The 20,982-nt window shown below is 71.6% G+C and carries 25 protein-coding genes; 15 read left to right on the forward strand and 10 right to left on the reverse strand.

Annotated elements, in window-relative coordinates; genetic code table 11:
- Positions 1 to 259: 259 nt before the first annotated feature.
- Positions 260 to 1,291, forward strand: coding sequence for an aldo/keto reductase (locus BY998_RS18965; protein WP_110353187.1), 1,032 nt, complete (start codon positions 260 to 262; stop codon positions 1,289 to 1,291).
- 248 nt (positions 1,292 to 1,539) lie between these two features.
- On the opposite strand, the gene BY998_RS18970 is transcribed toward BY998_RS18965, so the two are convergent.
- From BY998_RS18970 to BY998_RS18980, 3 genes are all read right to left on the reverse strand, one after another.
- Positions 1,540 to 1,758 carry a hypothetical protein gene (locus tag BY998_RS18970; RefSeq protein ID WP_110353189.1) on the reverse strand — a complete coding sequence of 73 codons (219 nt, stop codon included), beginning with the start codon at positions 1,756 to 1,758 and terminating at the stop codon, positions 1,540 to 1,542.
- A 3-nt stretch (positions 1,759 to 1,761) separates the two neighbouring features.
- Positions 1,762 to 1,944 (reverse strand): hypothetical protein, encoded by a 183-nt coding sequence (locus BY998_RS18975; RefSeq protein ID WP_245421657.1) that lies wholly within the window; start codon positions 1,942 to 1,944, stop codon positions 1,762 to 1,764.
- 110 nt (positions 1,945 to 2,054) lie between these two features.
- Positions 2,055 to 2,342, reverse strand: coding sequence for a hypothetical protein (locus tag BY998_RS18980; RefSeq protein WP_110353192.1), 288 nt, complete (start codon positions 2,340 to 2,342; stop codon positions 2,055 to 2,057).
- 400 nt (positions 2,343 to 2,742) lie between these two features.
- On the opposite strand from BY998_RS18980, the gene BY998_RS18985 reads away from it, so the two are divergent.
- The 4 genes from BY998_RS18985 to BY998_RS19000 are packed head-to-tail and all read left to right on the forward strand — an operon-like array spanning position 2,743 to position 5,780.
- Entirely contained in the window at positions 2,743 to 3,708 is a 966-nt protein-coding gene (locus BY998_RS18985) for an acyl-CoA dehydrogenase family protein (protein WP_245421650.1), read from the forward strand.
- Entirely contained in the window at positions 3,705 to 4,328 is a 624-nt protein-coding gene (locus BY998_RS18990) for an SAM-dependent methyltransferase (protein ID WP_110353194.1), read from the forward strand. Before BY998_RS18985 ends, BY998_RS18990 begins: the two co-directional genes overlap by 4 nt.
- Positions 4,315 to 5,025: a cytochrome b/b6 domain-containing protein gene (locus tag BY998_RS18995; RefSeq protein WP_110353195.1), complete on the forward strand. Its 711-nt coding sequence runs from the start codon at positions 4,315 to 4,317 to the stop codon at positions 5,023 to 5,025. The genes BY998_RS18990 and BY998_RS18995 overlap by 14 nt, the downstream gene beginning before the upstream one ends.
- Positions 5,022 to 5,780 carry a molybdopterin-dependent oxidoreductase gene (locus BY998_RS19000; RefSeq protein WP_110353197.1) on the forward strand — a complete coding sequence of 253 codons (759 nt, stop codon included), beginning with the start codon at positions 5,022 to 5,024 and terminating at the stop codon, positions 5,778 to 5,780. Before BY998_RS18995 ends, BY998_RS19000 begins: the two co-directional genes overlap by 4 nt.
- Positions 5,781 to 5,954: 174 nt before the next feature.
- Here BY998_RS19000 and BY998_RS19005 read toward each other — a convergent pair whose 3' ends face one another.
- From BY998_RS19005 to BY998_RS19015, 3 genes are read right to left on the reverse strand one after another with little or no spacing between them, the layout of a single operon-like run.
- The gene (locus tag BY998_RS19005) at positions 5,955 to 6,728 is read right to left on the reverse strand and encodes an ABC transporter ATP-binding protein (RefSeq protein ID WP_110353281.1); all 774 of its coding nucleotides are present in this window, start codon (positions 6,726 to 6,728) and stop codon (positions 5,955 to 5,957) included.
- Positions 6,725 to 7,774, reverse strand: coding sequence for an iron ABC transporter permease (locus BY998_RS19010; protein ID WP_110353199.1), 1,050 nt, complete (start codon positions 7,772 to 7,774; stop codon positions 6,725 to 6,727). The genes BY998_RS19005 and BY998_RS19010 overlap by 4 nt, the downstream gene beginning before the upstream one ends.
- Positions 7,771 to 8,823 (reverse strand): iron ABC transporter substrate-binding protein, encoded by a 1,053-nt coding sequence (locus BY998_RS19015; RefSeq protein WP_110353201.1) that lies wholly within the window; start codon positions 8,821 to 8,823, stop codon positions 7,771 to 7,773. The genes BY998_RS19010 and BY998_RS19015 overlap by 4 nt, the downstream gene beginning before the upstream one ends.
- A 130-nt stretch (positions 8,824 to 8,953) precedes the next feature.
- Between BY998_RS19015 and BY998_RS19020 the strand changes: the two genes are divergently transcribed.
- Positions 8,954 to 9,817: an alpha/beta hydrolase gene (locus tag BY998_RS19020; RefSeq protein ID WP_110353203.1), complete on the forward strand. Its 864-nt coding sequence runs from the start codon at positions 8,954 to 8,956 to the stop codon at positions 9,815 to 9,817.
- Between the two features lie 87 nt (positions 9,818 to 9,904).
- On the opposite strand, the gene BY998_RS19025 is transcribed toward BY998_RS19020, so the two are convergent.
- A complete protein-coding gene (locus BY998_RS19025) occupies positions 9,905 to 11,065 on the reverse strand; it encodes a hypothetical protein (protein WP_110353205.1) in 1,161 nt (386 codons plus the stop codon).
- A 662-nt stretch (positions 11,066 to 11,727) separates the two neighbouring features.
- Between BY998_RS19025 and BY998_RS19030 the strand changes: the two genes are divergently transcribed.
- Positions 11,728 to 12,324, forward strand: a complete 597-nt coding sequence (locus BY998_RS19030; RefSeq protein WP_110353207.1) for a tail fiber protein — start codon at positions 11,728 to 11,730, stop codon at positions 12,322 to 12,324.
- Between the two features lie 36 nt (positions 12,325 to 12,360).
- On the opposite strand, the gene BY998_RS19035 is transcribed toward BY998_RS19030, so the two are convergent.
- Complete coding sequence (locus BY998_RS19035; protein WP_110353208.1) at positions 12,361 to 12,681, reverse strand: hypothetical protein; 321 nt, start codon at positions 12,679 to 12,681, stop codon at positions 12,361 to 12,363.
- Between the two features lie 108 nt (positions 12,682 to 12,789).
- Here BY998_RS19035 and BY998_RS19040 point away from each other — a divergent pair, with 108 nt between their 5' ends.
- From BY998_RS19040 to BY998_RS19060, 5 genes are all read left to right on the forward strand, one after another.
- On the forward strand, positions 12,790 to 13,842 hold the full coding sequence (locus BY998_RS19040) for a GNAT family N-acetyltransferase (RefSeq protein ID WP_110353210.1): 1,053 nt from the start codon (positions 12,790 to 12,792) through the stop codon (positions 13,840 to 13,842).
- Between the two features lie 23 nt (positions 13,843 to 13,865).
- Positions 13,866 to 14,261 carry a hypothetical protein gene (locus BY998_RS19045; protein ID WP_110353212.1) on the forward strand — a complete coding sequence of 132 codons (396 nt, stop codon included), beginning with the start codon at positions 13,866 to 13,868 and terminating at the stop codon, positions 14,259 to 14,261.
- Between the two features lie 5 nt (positions 14,262 to 14,266).
- Positions 14,267 to 14,449 carry a hypothetical protein gene (locus tag BY998_RS19050; RefSeq protein WP_110353214.1) on the forward strand — a complete coding sequence of 61 codons (183 nt, stop codon included), beginning with the start codon at positions 14,267 to 14,269 and terminating at the stop codon, positions 14,447 to 14,449.
- A gap of 1,897 nt (positions 14,450 to 16,346) precedes the next feature.
- Entirely contained in the window at positions 16,347 to 17,213 is an 867-nt protein-coding gene (locus BY998_RS25095) for a Hint domain-containing protein (RefSeq protein ID WP_280952921.1), read from the forward strand.
- A gap of 165 nt (positions 17,214 to 17,378) precedes the next feature.
- Positions 17,379 to 18,050, forward strand: coding sequence for a hypothetical protein (locus BY998_RS19060; protein ID WP_110353218.1), 672 nt, complete (start codon positions 17,379 to 17,381; stop codon positions 18,048 to 18,050).
- A 19-nt stretch (positions 18,051 to 18,069) separates the two neighbouring features.
- Here the strand turns inward: BY998_RS19060 and BY998_RS19065 are convergent, their stop codons facing one another.
- On the reverse strand, positions 18,070 to 19,176 hold the full coding sequence (locus BY998_RS19065; protein WP_245421651.1) for a glycosyltransferase: 1,107 nt from the start codon (positions 19,174 to 19,176) through the stop codon (positions 18,070 to 18,072).
- 310 nt (positions 19,177 to 19,486) lie between these two features.
- On the opposite strand from BY998_RS19065, the gene BY998_RS24485 reads away from it, so the two are divergent.
- A complete protein-coding gene (locus tag BY998_RS24485) occupies positions 19,487 to 19,657 on the forward strand; it encodes a hypothetical protein (RefSeq protein ID WP_181425566.1) in 171 nt (56 codons plus the stop codon).
- Between the two features lie 88 nt (positions 19,658 to 19,745).
- Here the strand turns inward: BY998_RS24485 and BY998_RS19070 are convergent, their stop codons facing one another.
- Positions 19,746 to 20,051 carry a hypothetical protein gene (locus BY998_RS19070; RefSeq protein WP_181425567.1) on the reverse strand — a complete coding sequence of 102 codons (306 nt, stop codon included), beginning with the start codon at positions 20,049 to 20,051 and terminating at the stop codon, positions 19,746 to 19,748.
- A gap of 215 nt (positions 20,052 to 20,266) precedes the next feature.
- Between BY998_RS19070 and BY998_RS19075 the strand changes: the two genes are divergently transcribed.
- Both BY998_RS19075 and BY998_RS19080 read left to right on the forward strand, forming a co-directional pair.
- On the forward strand, positions 20,267 to 20,515 hold the full coding sequence (locus tag BY998_RS19075) for a hypothetical protein (protein WP_110353221.1): 249 nt from the start codon (positions 20,267 to 20,269) through the stop codon (positions 20,513 to 20,515).
- 52 nt (positions 20,516 to 20,567) lie between these two features.
- Positions 20,568 to 20,930: a phage holin family protein gene (locus tag BY998_RS19080; protein ID WP_110353222.1), complete on the forward strand. Its 363-nt coding sequence runs from the start codon at positions 20,568 to 20,570 to the stop codon at positions 20,928 to 20,930.
- Positions 20,931 to 20,982: the final 52 nt, after the last annotated feature.

Consider the following 20,982-nt stretch of genomic DNA (forward strand, 5'->3'; position numbering starts at 1 on the left):
ACAGGCCAGGAGTTAAACCCGCAGCAAACCATCTGACCGTCGAAATCCCCATGCCAATCTCGACACGCGAACCCGTTACTCGGACGGGCTCCTAGAGCTGCGCCCGACCACGTTGGGTCGGGACGCATCTCTAAGCCTTTGCTGTGCTGCGCTTTCCGACGAACCGGTGTCCACTTCGTCGGAAAGCGCGCTAGGCTCCTAAGACCTGGGTGGGCGGCCGCTCGGGACCGCATCCAGACAGCCATAGCGGAGCAGGGCCATGGAATACCGGCAGTTCGGACGCTCGGGCCTCAAGGTGCCGGTGCTCAGCCTCGGCACGGGCACCTTCGGCGGCACCGACGCCTTCTTCCAGAAATGGGGCAGCACCGGCGTGGCGGAGGCGAGCCGCCTGATCGATCTCTGCCTCGACGCGGGCGTCAACTTCCTCGACACCGCCGACATCTATTCGGGCGGCGATTCCGAGGCGATCCTCGGCGAGGCCCTCAAGGGCCGCCGCGAGCGGGTGCTGATCTCCACCAAGGCGACCTTCCGCGCGGGCGAGGGGCCCAACGACGTGGGCTCGTCGCGCTACCACCTGATCCGCGCCTGCGAGGCCAGCCTGAAGCGGCTGAAGACCGACCACATCGACGTCTACTTCATGCACGGCTTCGACGCGCTCACCCCCGTCGAGGAGACCTTGCGCGCGCTCGACGACCTCACCCGGGCCGGCAAGATCGGCTATATCGGCGCCTCGAACTTCTCCGGCTGGCAGCTGATGAAGGCGCTGGCGACCTCGGAGCGGGACGGGCTCGCCCGCTACGTCGTCTATCAGGGCTACTACTCGCTGATCGGCCGCCACTACGAGTGGGAGCTGATGCCGCTGGGCCTCGATCAGGGCGTCGGCCTGATGGTGTGGAGCCCGCTCGGCTGGGGCCGGCTCACGGGCAAGATCCGCCGGGGACAGGCGGCCTCCGGCGGGCGCATCGCCGCGGGCGGCGCCGAGGGCGGGCCGACCGTTCCCGACGCGTATCTCTACGACGTGGTGGATGCCCTCGACGCGGTCGCCGCCGAGACCGGCAAGAGCGTGCCGCAGGTGGCGCTGAACTGGCTGCTGACGCGCCCGACCGTGTGCAACATCGTCATCGGCGCCCGCAACGAGGAGCAGCTGAAGCAGAATCTCGGTGCGGTGGGCTGGTCGCTGACCGAGGACCAGATCGCCCGCCTCGACGCGGCGAGCCGGGAGCAGCCGATCTATCCCTACTGGCACCAGACCGGCTTCGACGAGCGCAACCCCAAGCCCACGGCGTGGTGAGGCGATTCGGCTCCGCGGCGTCTCCGGACGGGCCGGCCTGCCGGATCGCTTCGGCCTGAAGCCTCGCGCCGACGCCGGTTGGCGTCGGACGGCTTCAGGCCAATCCGTTCGTCCCCTTTCGTCGTTGCGAGGCGAAGCCGTGGCAATCCAGGGCGCGACCCTTCCGGAGACGTCGTGCTCCGGATCGCTTCGCGCACGCTCGCGATGACGGAGCGGGCAGGACCCGAAGCGTTCAACCTGAAACGAAACTACAGGCTGATCTCGGGGCCGTGCTTGTCGCCGTCATCCGGTACGGGGCCGGCCTCGCCCTGCCAGGGCAGGCTCTGCCAGGGCGGCTGGCCGGCGCGGGCCTCGTACTCTTCCAGCGGCAGGGTGGTCTCGCCGCCCTCCGCATCCTGCACCCGGACATGGGTCGGGCGCGGCTGTTTCGGCGGGCAGAGGAAGAGGCCCTTGAACGAGGTGGCCATCGCTCAGGCTCCCGCCGGTTTCTCGCCCGGGGACGCGTGGTGCGCACGCACGGGGCGGGCCCGCAGGTAGCCCTTGATGCGCAGGTACTCGGCGACGATCTCGCAGATCGCCCGGTCCCGGGCCAGGCGCTCGACTGCGCAATGCTCGTCGAGCGCCGCCACGACCTCCGGCGGGAAGGTCAGGATGCCGGCGAGCTTCGGCCCGGACGGGGGCTCGCTGTCGTTCGAGCTCCTTTGCGGGCTCTCCTGCGAGCCCTCCTGGACAGTCTCTTGCACGCTCTCTCGCCCTCCCCGCTTCATTGGCCCGACCCGGCCGGCGGCAGGCCGTGCTCGGGTGTCGGGATGACGCCGAGGCCGCCCGGGTCGCCGGGCTCGGCGGCGCCCAGGCGTCGCAGCAGCGCCGCGTAGGTCTGCACCGCCGGGGAGCCGGCCTGGACTTCGCGGGTGTCGGCGAGCAGGCGCTGGACGTCCTCCACGAACCGCTCCCGTGCCTGCCCTCCCTCCGGACTCGCCTCGAACAGCCGGGCGAGCGCCAGTTCGAACACGCCCACGAGAAGGCCGAGCCGCTCGGTCTCGTCCGCCATGCATCCCTCCGCCCGCCGAGGGCGTCGCGATCACGCCCCGGTCGACGGGGGAACGCCGAGGGCGAGCCTCCCGGTTCCCGGCTCCCGTCGCGCTCGCTTCGTTCACGGGTTCGTGTAAGCGGGACTGGGAACTCCCGCGACGCTTCTCGGGCTGTTCCGGCAGCCCCTCGCCATCGAGTCCCCTTTGCCGCCCTCCGTTCTCCTTCCCCTTGCCTGGCCCCCCACGGCGTCCGACGAGGAACCGTGCGACGCGAGAGCGGAGGAAGCATCGAAGGATTCATCGGAGGATGTTCCCGGCGGCTTTCCGACCGCATCGATCGCGCGGCTGCGCCGCGCCGGGTTCCTCACCGCACCGCTTCCCGTCTCGCTCGGCGGCACCGGCCTGTGTGCGCCCGAACGCGTGGACGCGCTGCGGGCGCTGCTCACCGAGGTCGGCCGGGAGAACCTCGCGGTCGGGCGGCTCTACGAGGGGCACGTCAACGCACTCGCCCTCGTGCTGCGCTACGCCGACGCCGCCGTGATCGGGGCCCTCGCCCGCGACGCCCGCGAGGGTCACCTCTTCGGCGTCTGGAACACCGAGCCGGCCGAGGGCGGCCTCGCCCTCGACGCCGAGGGCGGGCTGCACGGCGCCAAGAACTACGCCTCGGGGGCCGGCTTCGTCACCCGCCCGCTCGTGACGGCGCGGCTTCCCGACGGGCGCCGCCTGATGCTGGTGATGCGGATGGAGGCCGGCCGCCGGGCCGACCTGTCGGCGTGGCGCGTCCACGGCATGCGGGCGACCGCGACCGGCACGGTCGATTTCTCGGGGCTCGGCCTGCGGGACGGGACGGTAATCGGCGCCCCCGACGATTACGGGCGCCAGCCCTTCTTCTTCGCGGGGGCGTGGCGCTTCCTGGCGGTCCAACTCGGCGGCATCGAGGCGGTGATCGAGACCCACCGCGCGCATCTGGCCGCCACGGACCGGGCGGGCGACCCGCACCAGCAGGCCCGGTTCGGGCGGGCCATGGTCGCGGCGGAGACGAGCCGGCTGCTCGTGGAGCGCGCCGCCCGGCTCGCCGCGGCCGAGGAGGGCGCGCCCGAGCGGATCATCGCCTACGTCAACCTCGCCCGGGCCGCGGTCGAGCAGGCCGGGCTCGACGTGATCGCGCTGGCCCAGCGCTCGATCGGGCTGGCGGGCTTTCTCGAATCGCATCCGCTGGAGGGCCTGATGCGCGACCTCGCCACCTATCTGCGCCAGCCCGCGCCGGACGCCGCCCTGACGGGCATGGCCGCGCACGTGATGGCGGCCCGCGAGCCGCTCCACGCCCTCTGGCCCGACGCGCCCGCCCCCGAGCCGGCCCCCCGCCCGACGAAGGTGTTCGGATGAGCGGCCGGCGGACGGAGACGCTGCCGGAGCGCTACTTTTCGGAGATCTACGCCTCCGATCCCGATCCCTGGCGCTTCACCTCCAGCCCCTACGAGGCGGAGAAGTACGCCGCGACCCTGCGCGCCCTGCCGCGGGCGCGCTACGGCCACGCCCTGGAGATCGGCTGCTCGATCGGCGTCTTCACCGGCGCGCTCGCTCCCCGCTGCGCGTCGCTGACCGCGCTCGACCCGGCCGAGGCGGCCCTCGCGGCGGCCCGGGCGCGGTGCGCCGAGTTCCCCCAGGTCCGCTTCGTCCGCGGCGCGGTGCCGGAAGTCTGGCCGGAGGGCCGGTTCGACCTCATGGTGTTCGGCGAGGTCCTGTACTTCCTCAGCCCGCCGGACCTGGAGCGACTGGTCGCGCGCGTGGCGGCGAGCCTGGAGCCGGGCGGCGACTGCGTCCTCGTGCACTGGCTCGGCGAGACGGATTACCCCCTCTCCGGCGACGCGGCGTCGGAGGGCTTCATCGCCGGGACGCGGGCATTCTGCCATCCGCTGGCCGGCGCGCGTACGGCGCAGTACCGCCTCGACGTGCTGCGGCGGTTCGACGGTGCCGGGGAGGCGGGGCGCGATGGCGGGTCGTGAGGGAAGGTCGATCCCGCGTCACCCGCTCTGGGTGCGCCTGACCCACTGGATCAGCACCGGCGCCTTCCTGGCCCTCGTCGTCAGCGGATTTGCCATCCTGCTCGCCCTGCCCCGCCTGTTCTGGGGCGAGACCGGCGCCAACGCCGCTCCGGCCTGGATCGTCCTGCCGCTGCCGGTGAACCTCGAACAGACGGGCTGGGGCCGCAACCTCCACTTCCTCGCCGCCTGGATCTTCGTGCTCAACGGCGCGCTCTATCTCCTCCTCGCGCTGGTCAGCGGGCATCTCCTGCGCCGCCTCGCCCCCGACGGCGACCAGCTTCGGCCCCGGCACGTCGCGGCCGACATCCGCGCGCACCTGCATCTCAAGGGGCCGGGCGTGGCGAGCCGCTACAACGTCCTGCAGAAGCTCGCCTATCTCGGCGTCATCCTCGTGCTCGGGCCGGTGATGCTGCTCTCGGGCCTCACCATGTCGCCCGGCGTCACGGCGGCCTACCCCGAGCTGTTCACCCTGTTCGGCGGGCGGCAATCGGCGCGCACGATCCATTTCCTGGCGGCGGCCCTGTTCGTCGGCTTCCTCCTCATCCACATCTGGCAGGTGCTCGCCAACGGGCCGCTCGACCTGATGCGGGGCATGATCACCGGGCGCGCCGCCCGGGCCAAGTCGGGGCCGATCCAAGCGAGAGAGGACGTGCGATGAGCGATCTCACGCGCCGCAGGCTGGTCCTCGGCTCCTCGGCACTCGGGCTCGGCGGCGTCTTGGGCAGCGCTCTGGGCAGCTGCGAGCTGATCGAGAACGGCGGCCCGCGCCGATCCGGCCTCTACGGCCTGAGCGACACCCTGACGCTCGCGACGCAACGCTTCCTCCTGCGCGACCAGCCGCTGGTGCGGGAGTTCGGGCCGGAGGCGATCTCGGCGGTGTTTCCCACCATCAACACCACCGACCCGGACGATCCCGCCTACCGGCGCTCGAAGGCGGCCGGGTTCTCCGACTGGCGCTTGCCGGTGAGCGGGCTCGTGGAGCGGCCCGCCGCCTTCACGCTGGCCGAACTGAGGGCGATGCCGGCCCGCACGCAGGTGACGCTGCACGCCTGCGAGCAGGGCTGGTCGGCCATCGGCGGCTGGACCGGCGTGCCCCTCTCCCACGTGCTGGCCAGCGTCGGCCTGAAGCGCGAGGCCCGCTTCATCGTCATCCGCAGCGTGGACGGCTGGTGGGACACCTACGACCTGTTCGACGCCCTGCACCCGCAGACGATCCTCGCCTACGGCATGAACGGCGGCGACCTGCCCGTGGCCCACGGCGCGCCGGTGCGCCTGCGGGTGGAACGCCAACTCGGCTACAAGTCGCTCAAATACCTCGCCAGCATCGAGGCCACCGACCGCGTGGACGGGCTCGGCCAGGGCCGGGGCAGCATGGTCTCGGAGCTGGGGTTTTCCTGGTACGCGGGGATTTGAGATTGGTTTCAGGCCGTCCGTTCGGCCTCTCTCGTCCCTGCGGGGCGAAGCCGTGGCCATTCGGGGCGTGACCTTTCCGGAGACGTCGCGCCCCGGATCGCTTGGCTGACGCTCGCGATGACGAAAGCGGGCCGAACCCGAAGCGTTCAACGCAAACGGTCTGATCCGGTCTGCTCACCCGATCAGCGGCGTGCAGACCGTCCGGCCCTGCCCCGGCAGCGGTACCACCGCCACCTCGACCCCGTAGAGCAACCGCAGGCTCTCCGGCGTCACCGTCTCCGCCGGGGGCCCCAGCGCCACGAGGCGCCCGCCATGCAGCAGCGCCACCCGGTCGGCGCAGAGGAAGGCGTGGCCCGGATCGTGGGTCGAGAGCACCACGGCGATGCCGCGCTCGGACAGGCGCCGCACCTGGGTCAGGACCCGGGCCTGATTGCCGAAATCGAGGCTCGCCGTCGGCTCGTCCATCACGAGGAGGCGCGGCTCCCCCGCCAGCGCCCGGGCGATCAGGGCGAGTTGGCGCTCGCCGCCGCTGATCTCGGTGTAGATCCGCTCCGCCAGATGCCCGATGCCGAGCATCGCCAGTGCCCGCTCGGCGGCCGCCCGGTCGGCGGGGCCGGGCCCGGCGAAGGCGGGCAGCCGGCTCGCGCGGCCCATCAGCACCACGTCGCGCACGCTGAAGGGGAAGAAGGCGGCGTGGGCCTGCGGCACGTAGCCGATCTTCTTCGCGATCTCGCGGCGCGGCAGGTCCGCCAGGTCGACGCCGTCCAGAAGGACGCGGCCGGCGAGCGGGCGCAGCAGCCCGAGCAGGGTCTTGAACAGTGTGGTCTTGCCGCCGCCGTTCGGCCCGAGCAGGCACAGCGCCTCGCCCTCGGCCAGCGTCAGGCCAACCTGAGAGCCGACCGCGCGGGCGCCGTAGCCGAAGGCGAGATCCTGGACCTCCAGCATCAGGCCCATCCCCGCCGGGCGGTCGCCAGCAGCCAGAGGAAGAACGGCGCGCCGACGAGCGCCGTGAGGATGCCGAGCGGCACCTCGATCGGGGCGATCGTGCGGGCCAGGAGATCGACGGCGGTGAGGTAGCCCGCGCCGAGCAGCATCGAGGTCGGCAGCAGGCGCCGGAAATCCGGCCCGACCAGCAGGCGGGCCACGTGCGGCACGATCAGCCCGATCCAGCCGATCACCCCCGTGACCGAGACCGCGGCGGCGGTGACCAGCGTCGCGCCCGTCACCAGGACGGGGCGGATCACCCGCGTCTCGAGCCCAAGCGCCCTCGCCTCCTCGTCGCCGAGGCTCATCAGGTTCACGCGCCAGCGCAGCAGCACCAGCGGCGCCAGCCCGGCGAGCATCGCCGGCAGGATCGCGCCGACATCGCCCGGGGTCACGGAGGCGAGGCTGCCGAGCAGCCAGAAGGTGATGGCGGGCAGCTGGTTGTAGGGGTCGGCGAGCACCTTCAGCAGCGAGATGCCCGCCCCCAAGAGCGCCCCGACGGCGACGCCCGCGAGCACCAGCGTCAGCACCGGATCGTGCCGCCGCACCGCGAGCCCGACGGCGTAGACGCTGCCGACCGCGGCGAGCCCGCCCGCGAAGGCGAGCCCCTGGATCGCCGCCACCGGCAGGGCGAGCACGATGCCGAGCACCGCCCCCAGGCTCGCCCCCGCCGAGACCCCCAGGATGTCCGGCGAGACCAGGGGATTGCGGAACAATCCCTGATAGGTCGCCCCCGCCGCGGCGAGCCCGGCGCCGACCACGAGCGCCCCGAGCACCCGGGGCAGGCGCACCTGCCAGACCACGGTCGCGACGGTCGGGTCGAGCACGGCGGCGCCGCCGAACAGCTTGGCGGCGAGGACGGAGAAGACGTCGGCCAGCGCCACGGGGTAGCGGCCGATGCCGAGCGAGACCAGCACGAGGAGGATCAGCGCGGCCGGGGCCAGCACGGCCAGCCCGAGGCCGCGCCAGCGCGCCGGCCGGGCGGCGGCGGTGCTCGCCGTTCCGCTCACCGGGTGGCCCCCGGCCCGGCGGCCGTGCGCAGGAGGCGGTCGAGCTGCGCGGGCGTCAGCTCCACCCGGTAGAAGCGCCGGTAGAAGTCGCGCACGGCGTCCCCCAGGGTCTGCGGGAAGCGCTCCGGATAGAACAGTCCGGCGAGCCAGCGCAGGCCGATCAGGCGGTTGACGCCGGGCGGCGCGTCGATCCAGCCGAAGGGCAGCACGGGCGTGGCGTGGACGCGGCCCTCGCGCACGGCCTTCAGCCCGTTCCAGAGCGGGTCGGCGGCGGCCAGCTTCGGGAAGTCGGGGTCGAGGGCGAGGATCACGTCCGGGTCCCAGACCAGAACCTGCTCGGGCGAGACCGCGGCGAGCCCGCCGGGGCCCGGCCCCGCCACGTTGCGCCCGCCCGCGGCCTCGATGATCTCGGTGTTGATCGAGCCGGCGAGCCCCGTCTCCAGGCCCCGCGGCCCCCGCCCGTAATAGACCCGCGGGCGCTTCTCCTCCGGGATCGCGGCCACGGCTTCCTTCACCGCCCGCAGGATCGTTTCGGCCTCCGCGGCGAGCGCCTCGCCGTTCTCCTGCGCGCCGATCAGCGCGCCGAGGGTGCGGTAGGTCTCCGGCGTGGCCCCGAAGCTGCCGTCGAGCAGCAGGTAGGGAATGCCGGTCTGGGCCTGCACCCGGTCGGCGAGGGAGGCGTAGGTCGCGCCCGTGCTGCCCACATCGATGATGAGGTCGGGCTTGAGGGCCAGCACCGCCTCGACATTGGCCGTGTTGCCCCGGCCCGTCAGCCGCCCGTAGGCGGGCAGGTCTCGCGCCTCCGGGCTGAGAAAGTCGCGCTCGTCGGGGCTCGGCGCGCGGGGCCAGCCGACCATCTTGTCCGGCGCCAGGGTGTAGAGCAGCACCGCCGCGGGCGGCCCGGCGGCCAGCACGCGGGTCACCCGCTCTGGCACCTCGACCCGGCGTCCGGCCGCGTCGGTGACCGGACGCGCGGCCGCGGGGTCGGGGGCGAGGCAGGGCCAGAGGCAGGCGAGCGCCAGGGCGAGCCGGAGACGGAGCGAGGGCATCGGGGGCAGATCTCTCCCGTGGTATCGCCCCAACCTATAGCGCCTGCGCGCCCGGTTGGCGTCGCGTCCGAACCGCGCTCGCCCTGCCCGGTTGCTCCGGCACCGTTCCTCCCGCGAGATCGTCCCACCGATGCTCGAACCGGCCGTCCGCCACCGCCACGTCGCCCTCGACGGGCTTCGCTTGCACCTCGCCGAGGCGGGGCCGGAGGACGGTCCGCCGACGATCCTGCTGCACGGCTTTCCCGAATTCTGGTTCGGCTGGCGCCACCAGATCGGGCCGCTCGCGGGAAGCGGCCTGCGCCTGCTCGTCCCCGACCAGCGGGGCTACGGTCTCAGCGACCGGCCGCGGGGGCTCGCCGCCTACCATCTCGACCGGCTGGCCGCCGACGTGGTCGCCCTGGCCGATGCCTGCGGCGCCGGCCGCTTCCGCCTCGTCGGGCACGACTGGGGCGGGCTCGTCGCCTTCTGGGTGGCGAGCATCCACCCGGAGCGGGTCGAGCGGCTCGCGGTGCTGAACGCCTTCCATCCGGGCGTGTTCGGCCCCTATCTCCGGGCCCATCCGGGCCAGCTTCTGCGCAGCGCCTATGCCGGCCTCTTCCAGGTGCCGCGACTGCCCGAGCGGCTCCTGACCGCGCGGGACAGCTCTCTCCTGCGGGCGTTGATGCGGCGCTCCGCTCGCCCCGGGACCTTCGGCCCGGCCGAACTCGACCGTTACGCCCGGGAATGGGCGCGCCCCGGCGCGGTCACGGCGATGCTCGACTGGTACAGGGCGCTGGCCCGCCTGCCCCGCGCGCGCCACCCGCCCCCGGTCACCGCGCCGACGCTGATCCTGTGGGGCGAGCGCGACGCGGCACTCCAACCGGGCCTGGCGACCGCGAGCCTCGCCCTGTGCGAACGGGGACGCCTGCAGCGCTTTCCGGACGCGACCCACTGGGTGCAGCACGAGGCGCCCGAGGCGGTCAACACGGCGCTGATCGACTTCCTGCACGCTTGACGCGCGCTTCGGCGAAGAAGGGGCGCCGGAGCGGCAGGCTCCGGCGCCCCTGTTCCTTCGGCCCCCGGACAAGGGGCCGGTCTTCGATCAGCGGCCGCTCATGCCGCCGCCGCCCTCGCTGCCGCCGCGGGCGCCGCCTTCCATGCCGCCGCGCTGGGCGCCGCCACGCTCGCCGCCGCCACGCTCGCCGCCCGTGCGGCCACCCATGCCGCCGCCCTGCTCGGAGGTGTTGCGGACGCCCTCGCGCGCGCCGCCCTCGCCCCGCATGCCGGCATTGCGCACGCCGTCGCGCTCCATGCCCTGGCCGCGCTCCATCGACCGGCCGCCGCGCTCGCCGCGGGCCTGATCTGAGGCGTGCATCCCCTCGCGCTCGCTGCCGCGCGTCTCACTGCGACGGCTCTCGCTGCTGCGCAGGTCGGTCCGGGTCGCGGAGCCGCGGACCTCGCTGCGCTCGCGGAAGCCCGCATTCACCGTGCCGCCGCGCCGCTCGGTGGTCGAGACGGTGGTGGAGAGGCGGCGATATTCCGGCGAGCCGTAGAGGGCGCGCTGGCCGCGGATGGTGACGTAGCGGCGCTCCTCGCCCACGCTGACGAGGCGGCGATACTCGGGCGAGCCGTAGATCACCCGCTGGCCGCGGATGGTCACGTAGCGGCGCGGGCCGGTGCCGCGGCGCTCGGTGACGATCAGGCGGCGGTACTCGGGCGAACCGTAGACGACGCGCCGGCCGCCGATGAAGACGTAACGGCCCTCACGGCGGTAGCCGCCATCGACCGTGGTCGAGCGCACGTCGGTGCGGCTGCTGACATGCGTGCGGTCATGGACGCGGTCGTGGCCCCGCTCGACGCGCTCGCTGCGCGATCCGCTGCGGATCTCGTCGCGCCGCTCGCCGCGCGCGGCGCTCTCGCGGCGCTCCCCGCGGCCGTCCATGCCCCGCTCCGCGCCGCGCTCGCCGCGGGCCATCTCGCCGCGTGTGCCCTCGCCCCGGCCCATTTGACCCCGGCCCATCTCGCCCCTGGCCGTGTCGCCGCGGGAGGCGCCGCGCTCGCCGCCCATGGCGCCCTCCCCGCCTCGGGACTCGCCGCCTCTCGCCTCGCCGACCCTGGCCTGGGCACCGCGCTCCCCGCCGGAGGACTGGGACTGCTCGGCTCCGGCCCGGGCGCCGCCGCGCTCGCCGCCCGTCGCCGCGCTCTGCGCATAGACCGACGTGCTCATCAGCAACGCTGCCAACCCCATTGCAACGGTCTTCATGACGTCACCTCCGAATTGATAAGACGCCTCGAAACGTCGGAAGTGGCGAAAGGGTTCGCGCAAAAATACGGGATCGAAGAAAGGCTATTCGCGGCAGCCCGAGGCGGTGGATGTTACGTAAGCTTGGCCTTTTTGCCCGAATTCTGGCAACCGCGCCGGGTTTCGTCTTGCGGTGATTGTGGCGCGATCCGTCCGACCTGGATCGGCGTGCGGGTCCGGGGCGTGTGACGCCCACCGATCTGAGTCTCTCGCGCCTTGGTGAAATGCGCCTTGCCAATGCAACCTTAGAATTGTATCTTGAAGTGCGAATCCAACACCGACAAGGTTCGGACGAAATAATGGAAACAATCACCGATTATTGATTTGCTCATACTGGACGGTGTGATAGCGCAAGTTTTGTAATTTTCCGCGTAAGGGCGATCATTTATAAATAATGATGATCACTACCAACTTGCTCGTTTGAGTGATTTATTAATCAGCCCATTCGTTGAATAACTCAGATATTTGTATTATCCGCGACGGCAAAATGTAAATAAAAATAGTCGAAATCAAATAATTATTGCAGATGATTTAGCAAATATAGCAGTCAATATCGAAGCGTGTCTGATGAAGGCGCGGCGGATCGGCGGTTCATGCCGTCCGGCTTGCGGGAGGAGTGACCCATGGAAGCGTTTATGGGATTGATCTGTCATTGGGCGCCGAACTTCGCGCCGCGCGGATGGGCCTTCTGCCAGGGACAATTGCTCCCCGTCGCCCAGCAGACCGCGATGTTCTCACTTCTGGGTACGACCTATGGCGGCAACGGGCAGACCACCTTCGGTCTGCCCAATCTCTCGGGCCGGGTCGCCATGACCGTCGGTCAAGCCGCAGGAGGCGCTTCTCACGTGCAAGGGGAGTCCGGCGGCTCCGAGAGCGTGACGATGATGATGAGCCAGATGCCGATGCACACGCACACCGCGATGCCGAACCTGACCGGAGGGGCGATCCCCGCCACGACCAATGCGGCCACCGTGGCCGGGCCGGGCAACGGAAACATCCCGGCCGCTCCTAATGGCGAGGCCGCGCAGATTGGCGAAACCGTTACCGTCAACGGCTACGCGCCCGCCAGCACCGCCAACACCACGCTGCCGGCCGGACAGGTCACGGGCACCATCACCATCGGGATGGCCGGCGGCTCCCAGCCGCTGCCGATCATGCAGCCTTATCTGGTGGTCCAGTCGATCATCTGCCTGCAGGGCATCTTCCCGTCCCGGAACTGAGCTTCCGGCGGCCCCGCTCCGGCGGGGCCGCGCCCTTCAGTTGAAGACCGCCTCGTAGAAGCCCAGGTGCCGGGTGCGCTCGGTGTCCTCTTCCGGCGGCACGACCGGGGACAGGAAGATCCCCTCGATCAGGCCCCGCTCGGGATGCGCGATGGTGTAGAGCGTGCTGCCGAGCGCCGGCTCCCGCGGGGCCGCGAACAGGATGGCGAAGGGCTGGCGCCGCACGAGCGAGGTCCGCAGGTAGGGCGAGAGCCGCGCATCGAGGAGGGTAATCTCGACGCGCCCGCCGCTGCCGTGGAGATCGAAGGCTTTGCCGCGGTAATCCTTGAAGTCGTCATAGGTCAGCTGTTCGAGCATGCTGTTTTCTCTCTCGTATCTTATGGATAGATTTGTAGAGATAAGTGCAACGGAAGAAAATGTGATCGCACAAAAAGTCTTCGCCCCTGATCGGTCCGGGCGGCTTCTGTGAGCGGGCCGGCCCTGCGCCCCGAGTCGCCGGAGGACGAGGCCTTCCTCCGCGCCCTCTTCGCCGAGGAGGCCGTGCCCGCCCTGTGCGAGGCGGGACTCGACGGCCGTCGGGCCGAGCAGCTCGCGGCGATCCAGCACCGGGCGCGCGGCGAGGGCTACCGCGCGCAGTTCCCCGAGGCGCGCTTCTCGATCATCCTGCACGACGGCGTGCCGATCGGCCGCCTCGTCGAGGACGAGGCCGCGGCCCGGATCGTCGACATCGCCGTCCTGCGGGCTCGCCGCCGCCGCGGAGTCGCGCGGGCCGTTCTCGCAGCGGCGCAGGCGCGCTGGTGCCGCGCCGGGCAGGCGGGGCAGGCCAGCGTGCTGGCGGGTAACACCGCTTCGCTGCGCCTGTTCGAGGGCCTGGGCTTCCACGCGCATCCGCGCGCCGACCGGCCCGACATCGCCCTGGTCTGGGCGCCGGCCGCGTCCGGCAGCCCCGTTCCCGACCGGCTGCGCCTGCCGCTCGTCTTTGATCCCGTGCCCCTCCTGCGGGATCTCGATACGCTGGCGGCCTCCGGCTGGATCGCGCATTTCGTCACTGGCCACTACACGGGCGACTGGAGCGTGATCCCCTTGCGCGGCCCTGCGGGCGCGACCCATCCCGTCTCCATGGCCTATTCCCACCCCGCGGCGGCGGCTTTCGCGGACACGCCCTTCCTGGCGCAATGCCCCGCCTTCGCCGCCGTCCTGGCGGCCTTCGCCTGCCCGCTCCGGGCGGTGCGGCTGATGCGGCTCGGCCCCGGCGCGGTGATCCGGGAGCACCGCGACCACGATCTCGCCTTCGAGCAGGGCAGCGTGCGCATCCACGTGCCCGTCGTCACCAATCCGGGGGTCGATTTCCGCCTCAACGGCCGGCCGGTGACGATGGAGCCCGGCAGCGCCTGGTATCTGCGGCTGTCCGATCCGCACGGCGTCGCCAACCGCGGCGCGGCGGCGCGCATCCACCTCGTCATCGACGCGGGCGTGAATCCGTGGCTCGCCGACCTGTTCGGGCGGGCGCAGGCATGAGCCCCGGCCGCGCGGGCGCAGGAATGACCGAGCCGTTCTTCTACGAGAGCGTGGCGCTGGCGATGACGCGGCCCTTCAACATGGCGTTCCGGCGCCGGAGGGAGGCCGGCATCCTGGCGCGCCTTCCCCCGGGTCTGCGACCGAGCGGCTTCATCTTCCACATGACCCGCTGCGGCTCGACCCTCGCGGCCCAGATCCTCGCCGCCTCGCCGCGCAACATCGTGATCTCTGAGGCCGCCCCGCTGCAGGCGGCCCCTCAGGCCGAAAGCCACGGTCCGGCAAGCGCCGAACGATGCGCGGCGTGGTTCGGCGGCCTCTTCAACGCCTATGGCCAGACGTGTCAGGCGGGGCAGGCGCGGCTCTTCGTCAAGTTCTCGGCCTCTTCCTGCGCCACGACGACCTCCCGGGCGCCCTGCTGACCCGGATGACCGCCCATTTCGGCGTCGTTCCGAATGCGGCCGCCGCGCGGAACGCCCAGCGGCCCGGGCTCGCCTACCGCGACGACCGCGTGGAAAAGCGGAGCGAGGACGCCCGCTGGATCGAGGGCGCCGAAGCGATCCACGGGCCGGTCCTCGATGCCTTCGATGCCGCCCGCGCGCGGGCCTGACGGCTTAGCTCGAAGACAGGACGCTCCTGCCGGCCTGCGGCGCCTGAGAGCGGCGGGCGACGCGCCGGGGCCATCAAGATCGATGCCGGGCAGGTTTTCCACGGCCGGATCGATCCGTGCGGGCTCCTGCTGGGCCTCACGCGGCTCCCGATGTCGAAACGTGGTCACAACCCGATGTTGCGCCATGGGCACAATCAGGGGATAAATTTTCATCATATTTCAATCAGAGGTGAGGACTGCTAGCTTGCGGATCATCCGCTTCGAACGACAAGGTGCCTGTCAGGCCCAACGTCGCGGCAAAGCCGAAGTCTATTCGGCGGGTGGCGGAAGCAGGGGCTGGACTCAGATGGCAAGCGGTGTCGTTACTCTCAAAGGGGCATCCGTCAGTCCGACCAATAGTGGTGGCGGATCTTTTACCGCTCAGACAGTTTTGTTTTATAGTAACTCGACGGCAACCGATCTTGGAAACTTTATAGGTTCGACTCTTTCGAGTTTTCCCGTCGGAACGTCGACATCCGGAGGCCCTGGAACGACTGACAACATCTGGTCGTACACGGCGACTTTGCCGGCCGGTACTTACGATCCTGCCAACGGAACGGGCATCGTTGCCTACGTCGTACCGAGCGGTACTCAAACATCCAACACGGCCGCTTTCGACAGCCGCTCCGCCCAATATTCCGTTTCGGCGCTGGGCGGAGCGGCGCCAACCGTGGGATTGGCCGGTCCGACCACGTCCGGCACCACGGCGGCCGGCGGTGCGTCCGGCTCCACGACAGCCTTCTATAGAGTATCCTACGGCCGGGTCGTCGTGCCGGTGGCTGCGGGTGCGACCGGGCCGACGGGTCCAACCGGCGCCACGGGTGCCACGGGTGCCACGGGCGTGGGTGCGGCCGGCGCCACGGGTGCAACCGGTATTCAGGGCGCGACCGGTGCCACGGGCGCGACAGGTATTCAGGGCGTGACCGGTGCCACGGGCGCTACGGGTGCAACAGGTATTCAGGGTGTGACCGGCGCTACGGGTGCCACGGGCGTAGGCGCGACCGGTGCCACGGGCGCCACAGGCACTCAGGGTGCGACCGGCGCCACAGGCGCGACAGGTATTCAGGGGACGACCGGTGCCACGGGTGCTACGGGTTCGGTCGGTCCGACGGGCGGGACCGGTGCGACGGGTATCCAAGGCGCCACCGGAGCGACGGGCGCCACGGGTGCGACAGGAGTAGGCGCGACGGGTGTGACCGGTACCACGGGCGCGACGGGTTCGGTCGGTCCGACGGGTGCAACCGGCGCCACGGGCGCGACCGGTGCCACGGGTATCCAAGGTGCCACGGGTGCGACGGGCGCGACCGGTGATACGGGCGCGACGGGTTCGGCGGGCCCCACGGGGGCGGGTGCCACGGGTGCGACCGGTGCGACCGGTATCCAAGGTGCCACTGGAGCGCTGGGCGCCACGGGTGCGACAGGAGTGGGTGCTACGGGCGCGACGGGTTCGGTCGGTCCGACAGGCGGGACCGGTGCGACGGGTATCCAAGGTGCCACCGGAGCGACGGGCGCCACGGGTGCGACAGGAGTGGGTGCCACGGGTGCTACGGGTTCGGTCGGTCCGACGGGAGCGGGTGCCACGGGTGCGACTGGTGCGACGGGTATCCAAGGCGCCACCGGAGCGACGGGCGCGGCCGGTAATACGGGCGCGACGGGTTCGACGGGCCCCACGGGAGCGGGTGCCACGGGCGCGCCCGGTGCCACGGGTGCGACAGGAGTGGGCGCGACGGGTGTGACCGGTGCCACGGGCGCGACAGGTTCGGTCGGTCCGACGGGCTCAACCGGCGCTACGGGGGCGGGGGCCACGGGCGCAACCGGCGCCACGGGTATCCAAGGCGCCACGGGTGCGACCGGTGATATGGGCGCGACGGGCACCGCGGGCACGGGCGCGACCGGTGCCACGGGTGCAACGGGTTCGGTCGGTCCGACGGGCGCCACGGGAGTAGGTGTGACCGGCGCCACGGGTGCCACCGGCTCGGCTGGTCCGACGGGTGCCACGGGCGCAGTCGGTTCGACCGGAGCGACGGGCACAACCGGTGCGCAGGGAGCCACGGGCGATACAGGCGCGACGGGTGCCACCGGCCCGACGGGTCCGGTCATCTGCTTCACGCCCGGCACCCGCATCGCGACGCCCGAGGGCGAGACGGCGATCGAGAACCTGCGGCCCAGCGACGCCGTGCGCCTCGCCGACGGCGCCGTCGCCATCGTGCGCTGGATCGGCCGCCGCCGCCTCGACCTGCGGACGCATCCGCAGCCGGCGAGCGCCCACCCGGTGCGGATCGCCGCCGGAGCCTTCGGCGGGGGGCTGCCGCGGCGCGATCTCGTCGTCTCCCCCGGCCACGGCCTCTACTGCGACGGCGTCCTCATCCCCGCGATCTGCCTCGTCAACGATCGCACGATCACGCGGGTGGCGGTCCCGTCGGTCGAGTACCTGCACGTCGAGCTGGCGCAGCACGCGCTCCTGCTCGCCGAGGGGATGCCCACGGAAAGCTACCTCGACGTGGACAACCGCGGCTTCTTCGAGAACGGCGGGGTGCCGCTGATCCTGCACCCGACTTTCGCGGCGATGGCGCATGAGGGGGGCTGCGCGCCCTACGTGATCGCCGGGGCCAAGCTGAAGGCGGTGCGGGCGCGCCTCGACCGGTTGGCGCAGGCCGGGGCGGCGGAACGCGCGGCGGGCAACCGCTGGCGGGCCCGCCTCGGCTTCGGGCGCCGCGTCGCCTGACGAGACCGCGCGGCGCCGGGCTTTCCCGGCGCCGCGTTGCACCCGCTGCGAGGCGCGCTTCGCCGCCGGGCTCGCCCGCATCCCGGCCCGGGCCGCGCCGACCGGCCGCCCGCGGCCGTCCCCAGCCGCGCAAAAGCCCGTGCGGCCTCAGCCGAGTCGGATGTGATGGCCCAGCGGCTTCGTCGGTGGAGAGCGGCGGCCCGTGCCTGGACCGCGCAGATCCGGCTGCTCAGGGAGCGGCGCCTGATCGCCGGCTCCGGGCTGTTCGACGAGTCGCTCTACCTCTTCGAAGCCCCCGACGTGATGCGGGAGGCGGCGGAGCCGATCGAGCATTTCTGCCGCTTCGGCTGGCGCGAGGGCCGGCGGCCCAACCTCTACTTCGACCCGCTCTGGTATCGCGAGCGCTATCTCGAAGGCGCCGACCGCAACCCGCTCGTGCATTACCTCACGGCCGGCGAACGGGCCGGCTGCCGCCCGGTCTGCTACTTCGATCCGCACTGGTACGCGCGGACCTACGGATTGCCGCGCCGGGCCTGCGCGCTGGCCCATTACCTCGCCCATCGGCGCAGCCAGCGCGTCGCGCCGAACCCGGATTTCGATCTCGCCTTCTACCTCGACCGCTACGGGGCCGAGATCGGCCCGAACCGCGATCCCTTCGCGCACCACCTGCGCTTCGGGGCGGCGCGAGACCTCGACCCGTCGCCGCATTTCGATGCGGGGCGCTACCGACGATCCAAGATGGCGGGTCCGCCGCCCGAGGCGCACACGCCCTGGGCGGCGGCGGATCTGCGCGTGCCCCTCGTGCACGCCCTCGCCGCGCGGGAGCGCCGCCGCTGAGGGCCGCGCCCCCTCGCGGTCACGGAGCCGGCGGCAGCCTGTCGAGAGCAAAGCGCATGTTGGCCAGAAAGCGGCGGTGCTCGGCCTCCGGCACCTGCCCGCCTTGCAAGGCGCGCAGGCACGCGTCGAGGCACTCGCGGTGGCGCCCGCACCAATAGGCGTTGACCGCGAACTCGTCGTAGAGGCCGTAGGCGTAGATCCAGCTCTCGACGAAGAGGCCCTCCGCCGGTGCCGGCAGGCCGAGGGCCGGCTCGGCGACGGACCGTCCCTGCGCGTAGCGGAACAGGACGCGGCAGAGGCGGCTGGCGGCGTGGGCGGCCTCGGCCCGCCCGGGCACGGCCGCGCTGGCCTGGGCATAGGTCGCGAGGATGAGGTCGGGGGGGCGGCCCAGCCGCTCCATCATCCGCCCGGCCTGGAGCAGGCTGACATAGACCTCCTCGACCCAGTGCCCGAGTTCGGCCCGGCGCAGATAGGCTTCCAGCGCCTCGGCGAACTGCCCGCAATCGCGGTAGCTCTGGCCGAGATAGAAGGTGTAGCGGGCCACCAGGAGCGGATCGGTTTCCGTGCGCAGCGCCCGCTCCAGCACGGCGGCGTCCCTGGCATAGGTCGTCGGATCGGTGCTGCGGGCGCCCTCGTGGTGGATGCGCATCAGGATCGGCAGATGGTTCTGCGTCACCGCTTCCGGGCAGTCGAGGAACTCGTGCAGGACGCCGCGATAGCGCCAGGAGAGCGCGTTGCGGATCAGTTGCGGCCGGCGATAGGCCGAGCCGGCATAGGTGATGTCGATCGTGTAGGAATCGGCCGAGAGCGCGGGGAGCGCGTAGCCGGGGGCGAGGACCAGTTCGTCGTCGGCGTCGATGATCAGCGTGTAGTCGCCGTGGCCCCGCGCCAGCGCCAGGGCTTCGGAGCGGTTCTGGGCGAAGTCGCGCCAGGGTCGCTCGATCACCTCGCCGGGCAATCCGGCCATCGCCGCGCGCACGCGCTCCTGCGTCCCATCGGACGAGCCGGTATCGACGACGATCCAGCGGTCGATGATCGGCCGGACCGAGGCGAGGCAGCGCCGGATGACGTGCGCCTCGTTCTTGACGATCATGCACAGGCAGACGGTCTGGCCGGTCGGCGTCACGGGACGAGGCCTCGCAGGTCGAAGAGTGCGCATCGACGAGTGCACGTCGGAGGGGGCGCGGCTGCCGGAGCTTGGCGCCCGCGCGCCGCCGGACCGGTTCCTGCCGCGATTGTCGGGGCAAGACAACCAGAACGTTAAACGGCGCGCCGGTTCGCGGCTTGTTTTTGCGGGTGTTGTGGCCCTCCGCCCGCACCGACGACAGGTCCTGGGCTGACATGCCCCGGCCGCCCTGCGCCCAGGCGCGGCGTCTCATGAACCGTTCTCATGAACCCTTCCGCCCTCCGCCCGGTTGGCCCGGCGGAGGTGCATCATGAGCGACCCGTCGAAGCGGAACGAGGGCGGCAAGCCGGAGGAGGTCGAGGCGCCGGATCGTCCGCGCCTGACCCCGCAGGGCCATAGCTCCGGCACGGTCTCGGGCGAGGACAGCACCGATCCGCGGGGCGGTGCCAAGGAGGGGCAGGGCGACAAGGCGGAGGGCTGAGCGGGCTCAGTCCTCCGGGGTGCATCTAAACCTCTGTTGTGCCGCGGCTTCTTTCGACGAACCGGTGTCCGCTTCGTCGGAAAGCGCGCTAGCGGCCGAGCGGATGCCGGGCCGCCTCGGGAACGATCTGGTGGTCGTAGGAGGCGTGGCAGGGCGGAACGTAGACCCAGGCGGCCAGCGCCGGCGGCAGGCCGAGGCGGCTGAGATCGAGTCCGCAGCTCGGTCGGCGCATCTGGCCGTAGGCCAGATGCGTGGCCGCGATCTCCGGGCTCTCGAAGCAGCCGAGCAATTCGTTGTCCCAGAGCACGGCGTAGCAGGGCCGGCCGGCCAGAGAGGTCGGCTCGATCCGGAACTCGCCCTGGAAGGTGTCGTATAGCCAGCACTCTCGGGGCATCGGCGCATCCTCGGAATTATTTTTCTCTTCAACCTCGCGCCTCGAAACATCGTTCAGGCCGCCGGCCCTGCGCAAGGCCGATCTCGGGCCAAGCGCCGATCTCGGGCCAAGCGCCGATCTCGGGCCAAGCGCCGATCTCGGGCCAAGCGCCGATCTCGGGCCAAGCGCCGATCTCGGGCGTTGCGCCGCCGCAGGACATCGCTCAGGTTGAAGCCATGGCCGACGATGTCTCGCCTCAACGTCCCCTGCCCGAATGCCTGACCCGGTTCCTTGCCGAGCCGGGACCGCGGCAGCCGGTTCGCCGGCCGCCCGAACGCGACGCGGAGAGGCCGGCCATCGCCAAGTCGTCCGGCCCCCAGCCCTCCTCCTCGAAGCGGGCCCTGCAGATCGTTCTCCTGTGGGCACTGGGCTACAACCTCTTCGGATTTGCGATCATCGTTCTGCTATGGCGAAGCATGAACTGAGCGGCGCTCCCCGGGAGCGCGAGGGGGTTGGGATGCGGCCGAGGAAGCGCCTGTGAGCGAGCGCAGCGACCTGAAGGTCCGACCGGACGAAGACCCGCGCACGACCGCCGTCCTGATCCTCGTCGCCGTACGGGAGAGTGCGGCCCATCTCGGCCGGCTGCTTCGGCTGGCGCGAATCGAGATCCGCGGCAACCTGCGCGCGCTCGCGGCGCTGGTCCTGCTGTTCGGCGCCGCGCTCCTGCTCGTCCTCGTCACCCTGGCCCTGCTTCTGATCGCGCTGCGGGATGCCCTGGCGGTGCTGCTCGGCAACGAGGCGCTGGCGAGCCTGATCGTCGCCCTGCCCTTCCTCGCCGCAACCGCGATCCTGACCTGGGCGGGCGTCCGGCGCATGAGCCTGCGCGCCTCGCGGGCCTGAGCGGATCGTCGCTCCGGAGAGCGTCGCCGGGCCGGTCCGCACGAAAAAATCG

The organism is Methylobacterium sp. B4 (assembly GCF_003201865.1).
GTDB lineage: Bacteria > Pseudomonadota > Alphaproteobacteria > Rhizobiales > Beijerinckiaceae > Methylobacterium.

Coding starts and splice junctions, on each gene's coding strand:
- BY998_RS19015 (WP_110353201.1), bottom strand. CDS start 8,823: ATGCCCTCGCTCCGTCTCCGGCTCGCCCTGGCGCTCGCCTGCCTCTGG.
- BY998_RS19070 (WP_181425567.1), bottom strand. CDS start 20,051: ATGCCCCGAGAGTGCTGGCTATACGACACCTTCCAGGGCGAGTTCCGG.
- BY998_RS18980 (WP_110353192.1), bottom strand. CDS start 2,342: ATGGCGGACGAGACCGAGCGGCTCGGCCTTCTCGTGGGCGTGTTCGAA.
- BY998_RS19060 (WP_110353218.1), top strand. CDS start 17,379: ATGGCCCAGCGGCTTCGTCGGTGGAGAGCGGCGGCCCGTGCCTGGACC.
- BY998_RS19035 (WP_110353208.1), bottom strand. CDS start 12,681: ATGCTCGAACAGCTGACCTATGACGACTTCAAGGATTACCGCGGCAAA.
- BY998_RS19000 (WP_110353197.1), top strand. CDS start 5,022: ATGAGCGATCTCACGCGCCGCAGGCTGGTCCTCGGCTCCTCGGCACTC.
- BY998_RS19030 (WP_110353207.1), top strand. CDS start 11,728: ATGGAAGCGTTTATGGGATTGATCTGTCATTGGGCGCCGAACTTCGCG.
- BY998_RS19050 (WP_110353214.1), top strand. CDS start 14,267: ATGACCGCCCATTTCGGCGTCGTTCCGAATGCGGCCGCCGCGCGGAAC.
- BY998_RS18995 (WP_110353195.1), top strand. CDS start 4,315: ATGGCGGGTCGTGAGGGAAGGTCGATCCCGCGTCACCCGCTCTGGGTG.
- BY998_RS18965 (WP_110353187.1), top strand. CDS start 260: ATGGAATACCGGCAGTTCGGACGCTCGGGCCTCAAGGTGCCGGTGCTC.
- BY998_RS19075 (WP_110353221.1), top strand. CDS start 20,267: ATGGCCGACGATGTCTCGCCTCAACGTCCCCTGCCCGAATGCCTGACC.
- BY998_RS18990 (WP_110353194.1), top strand. CDS start 3,705: ATGAGCGGCCGGCGGACGGAGACGCTGCCGGAGCGCTACTTTTCGGAG.
- BY998_RS19020 (WP_110353203.1), top strand. CDS start 8,954: ATGCTCGAACCGGCCGTCCGCCACCGCCACGTCGCCCTCGACGGGCTT.
- BY998_RS24485 (WP_181425566.1), top strand. CDS start 19,487: ATGAGCGACCCGTCGAAGCGGAACGAGGGCGGCAAGCCGGAGGAGGTC.
- BY998_RS19045 (WP_110353212.1), top strand. CDS start 13,866: ATGACCGAGCCGTTCTTCTACGAGAGCGTGGCGCTGGCGATGACGCGG.
- BY998_RS19025 (WP_110353205.1), bottom strand. CDS start 11,065: ATGAAGACCGTTGCAATGGGGTTGGCAGCGTTGCTGATGAGCACGTCG.
- BY998_RS18970 (WP_110353189.1), bottom strand. CDS start 1,758: ATGGCCACCTCGTTCAAGGGCCTCTTCCTCTGCCCGCCGAAACAGCCG.
- BY998_RS25095 (WP_280952921.1), top strand. CDS start 16,347: ATGGGCGCGACGGGCACCGCGGGCACGGGCGCGACCGGTGCCACGGGT.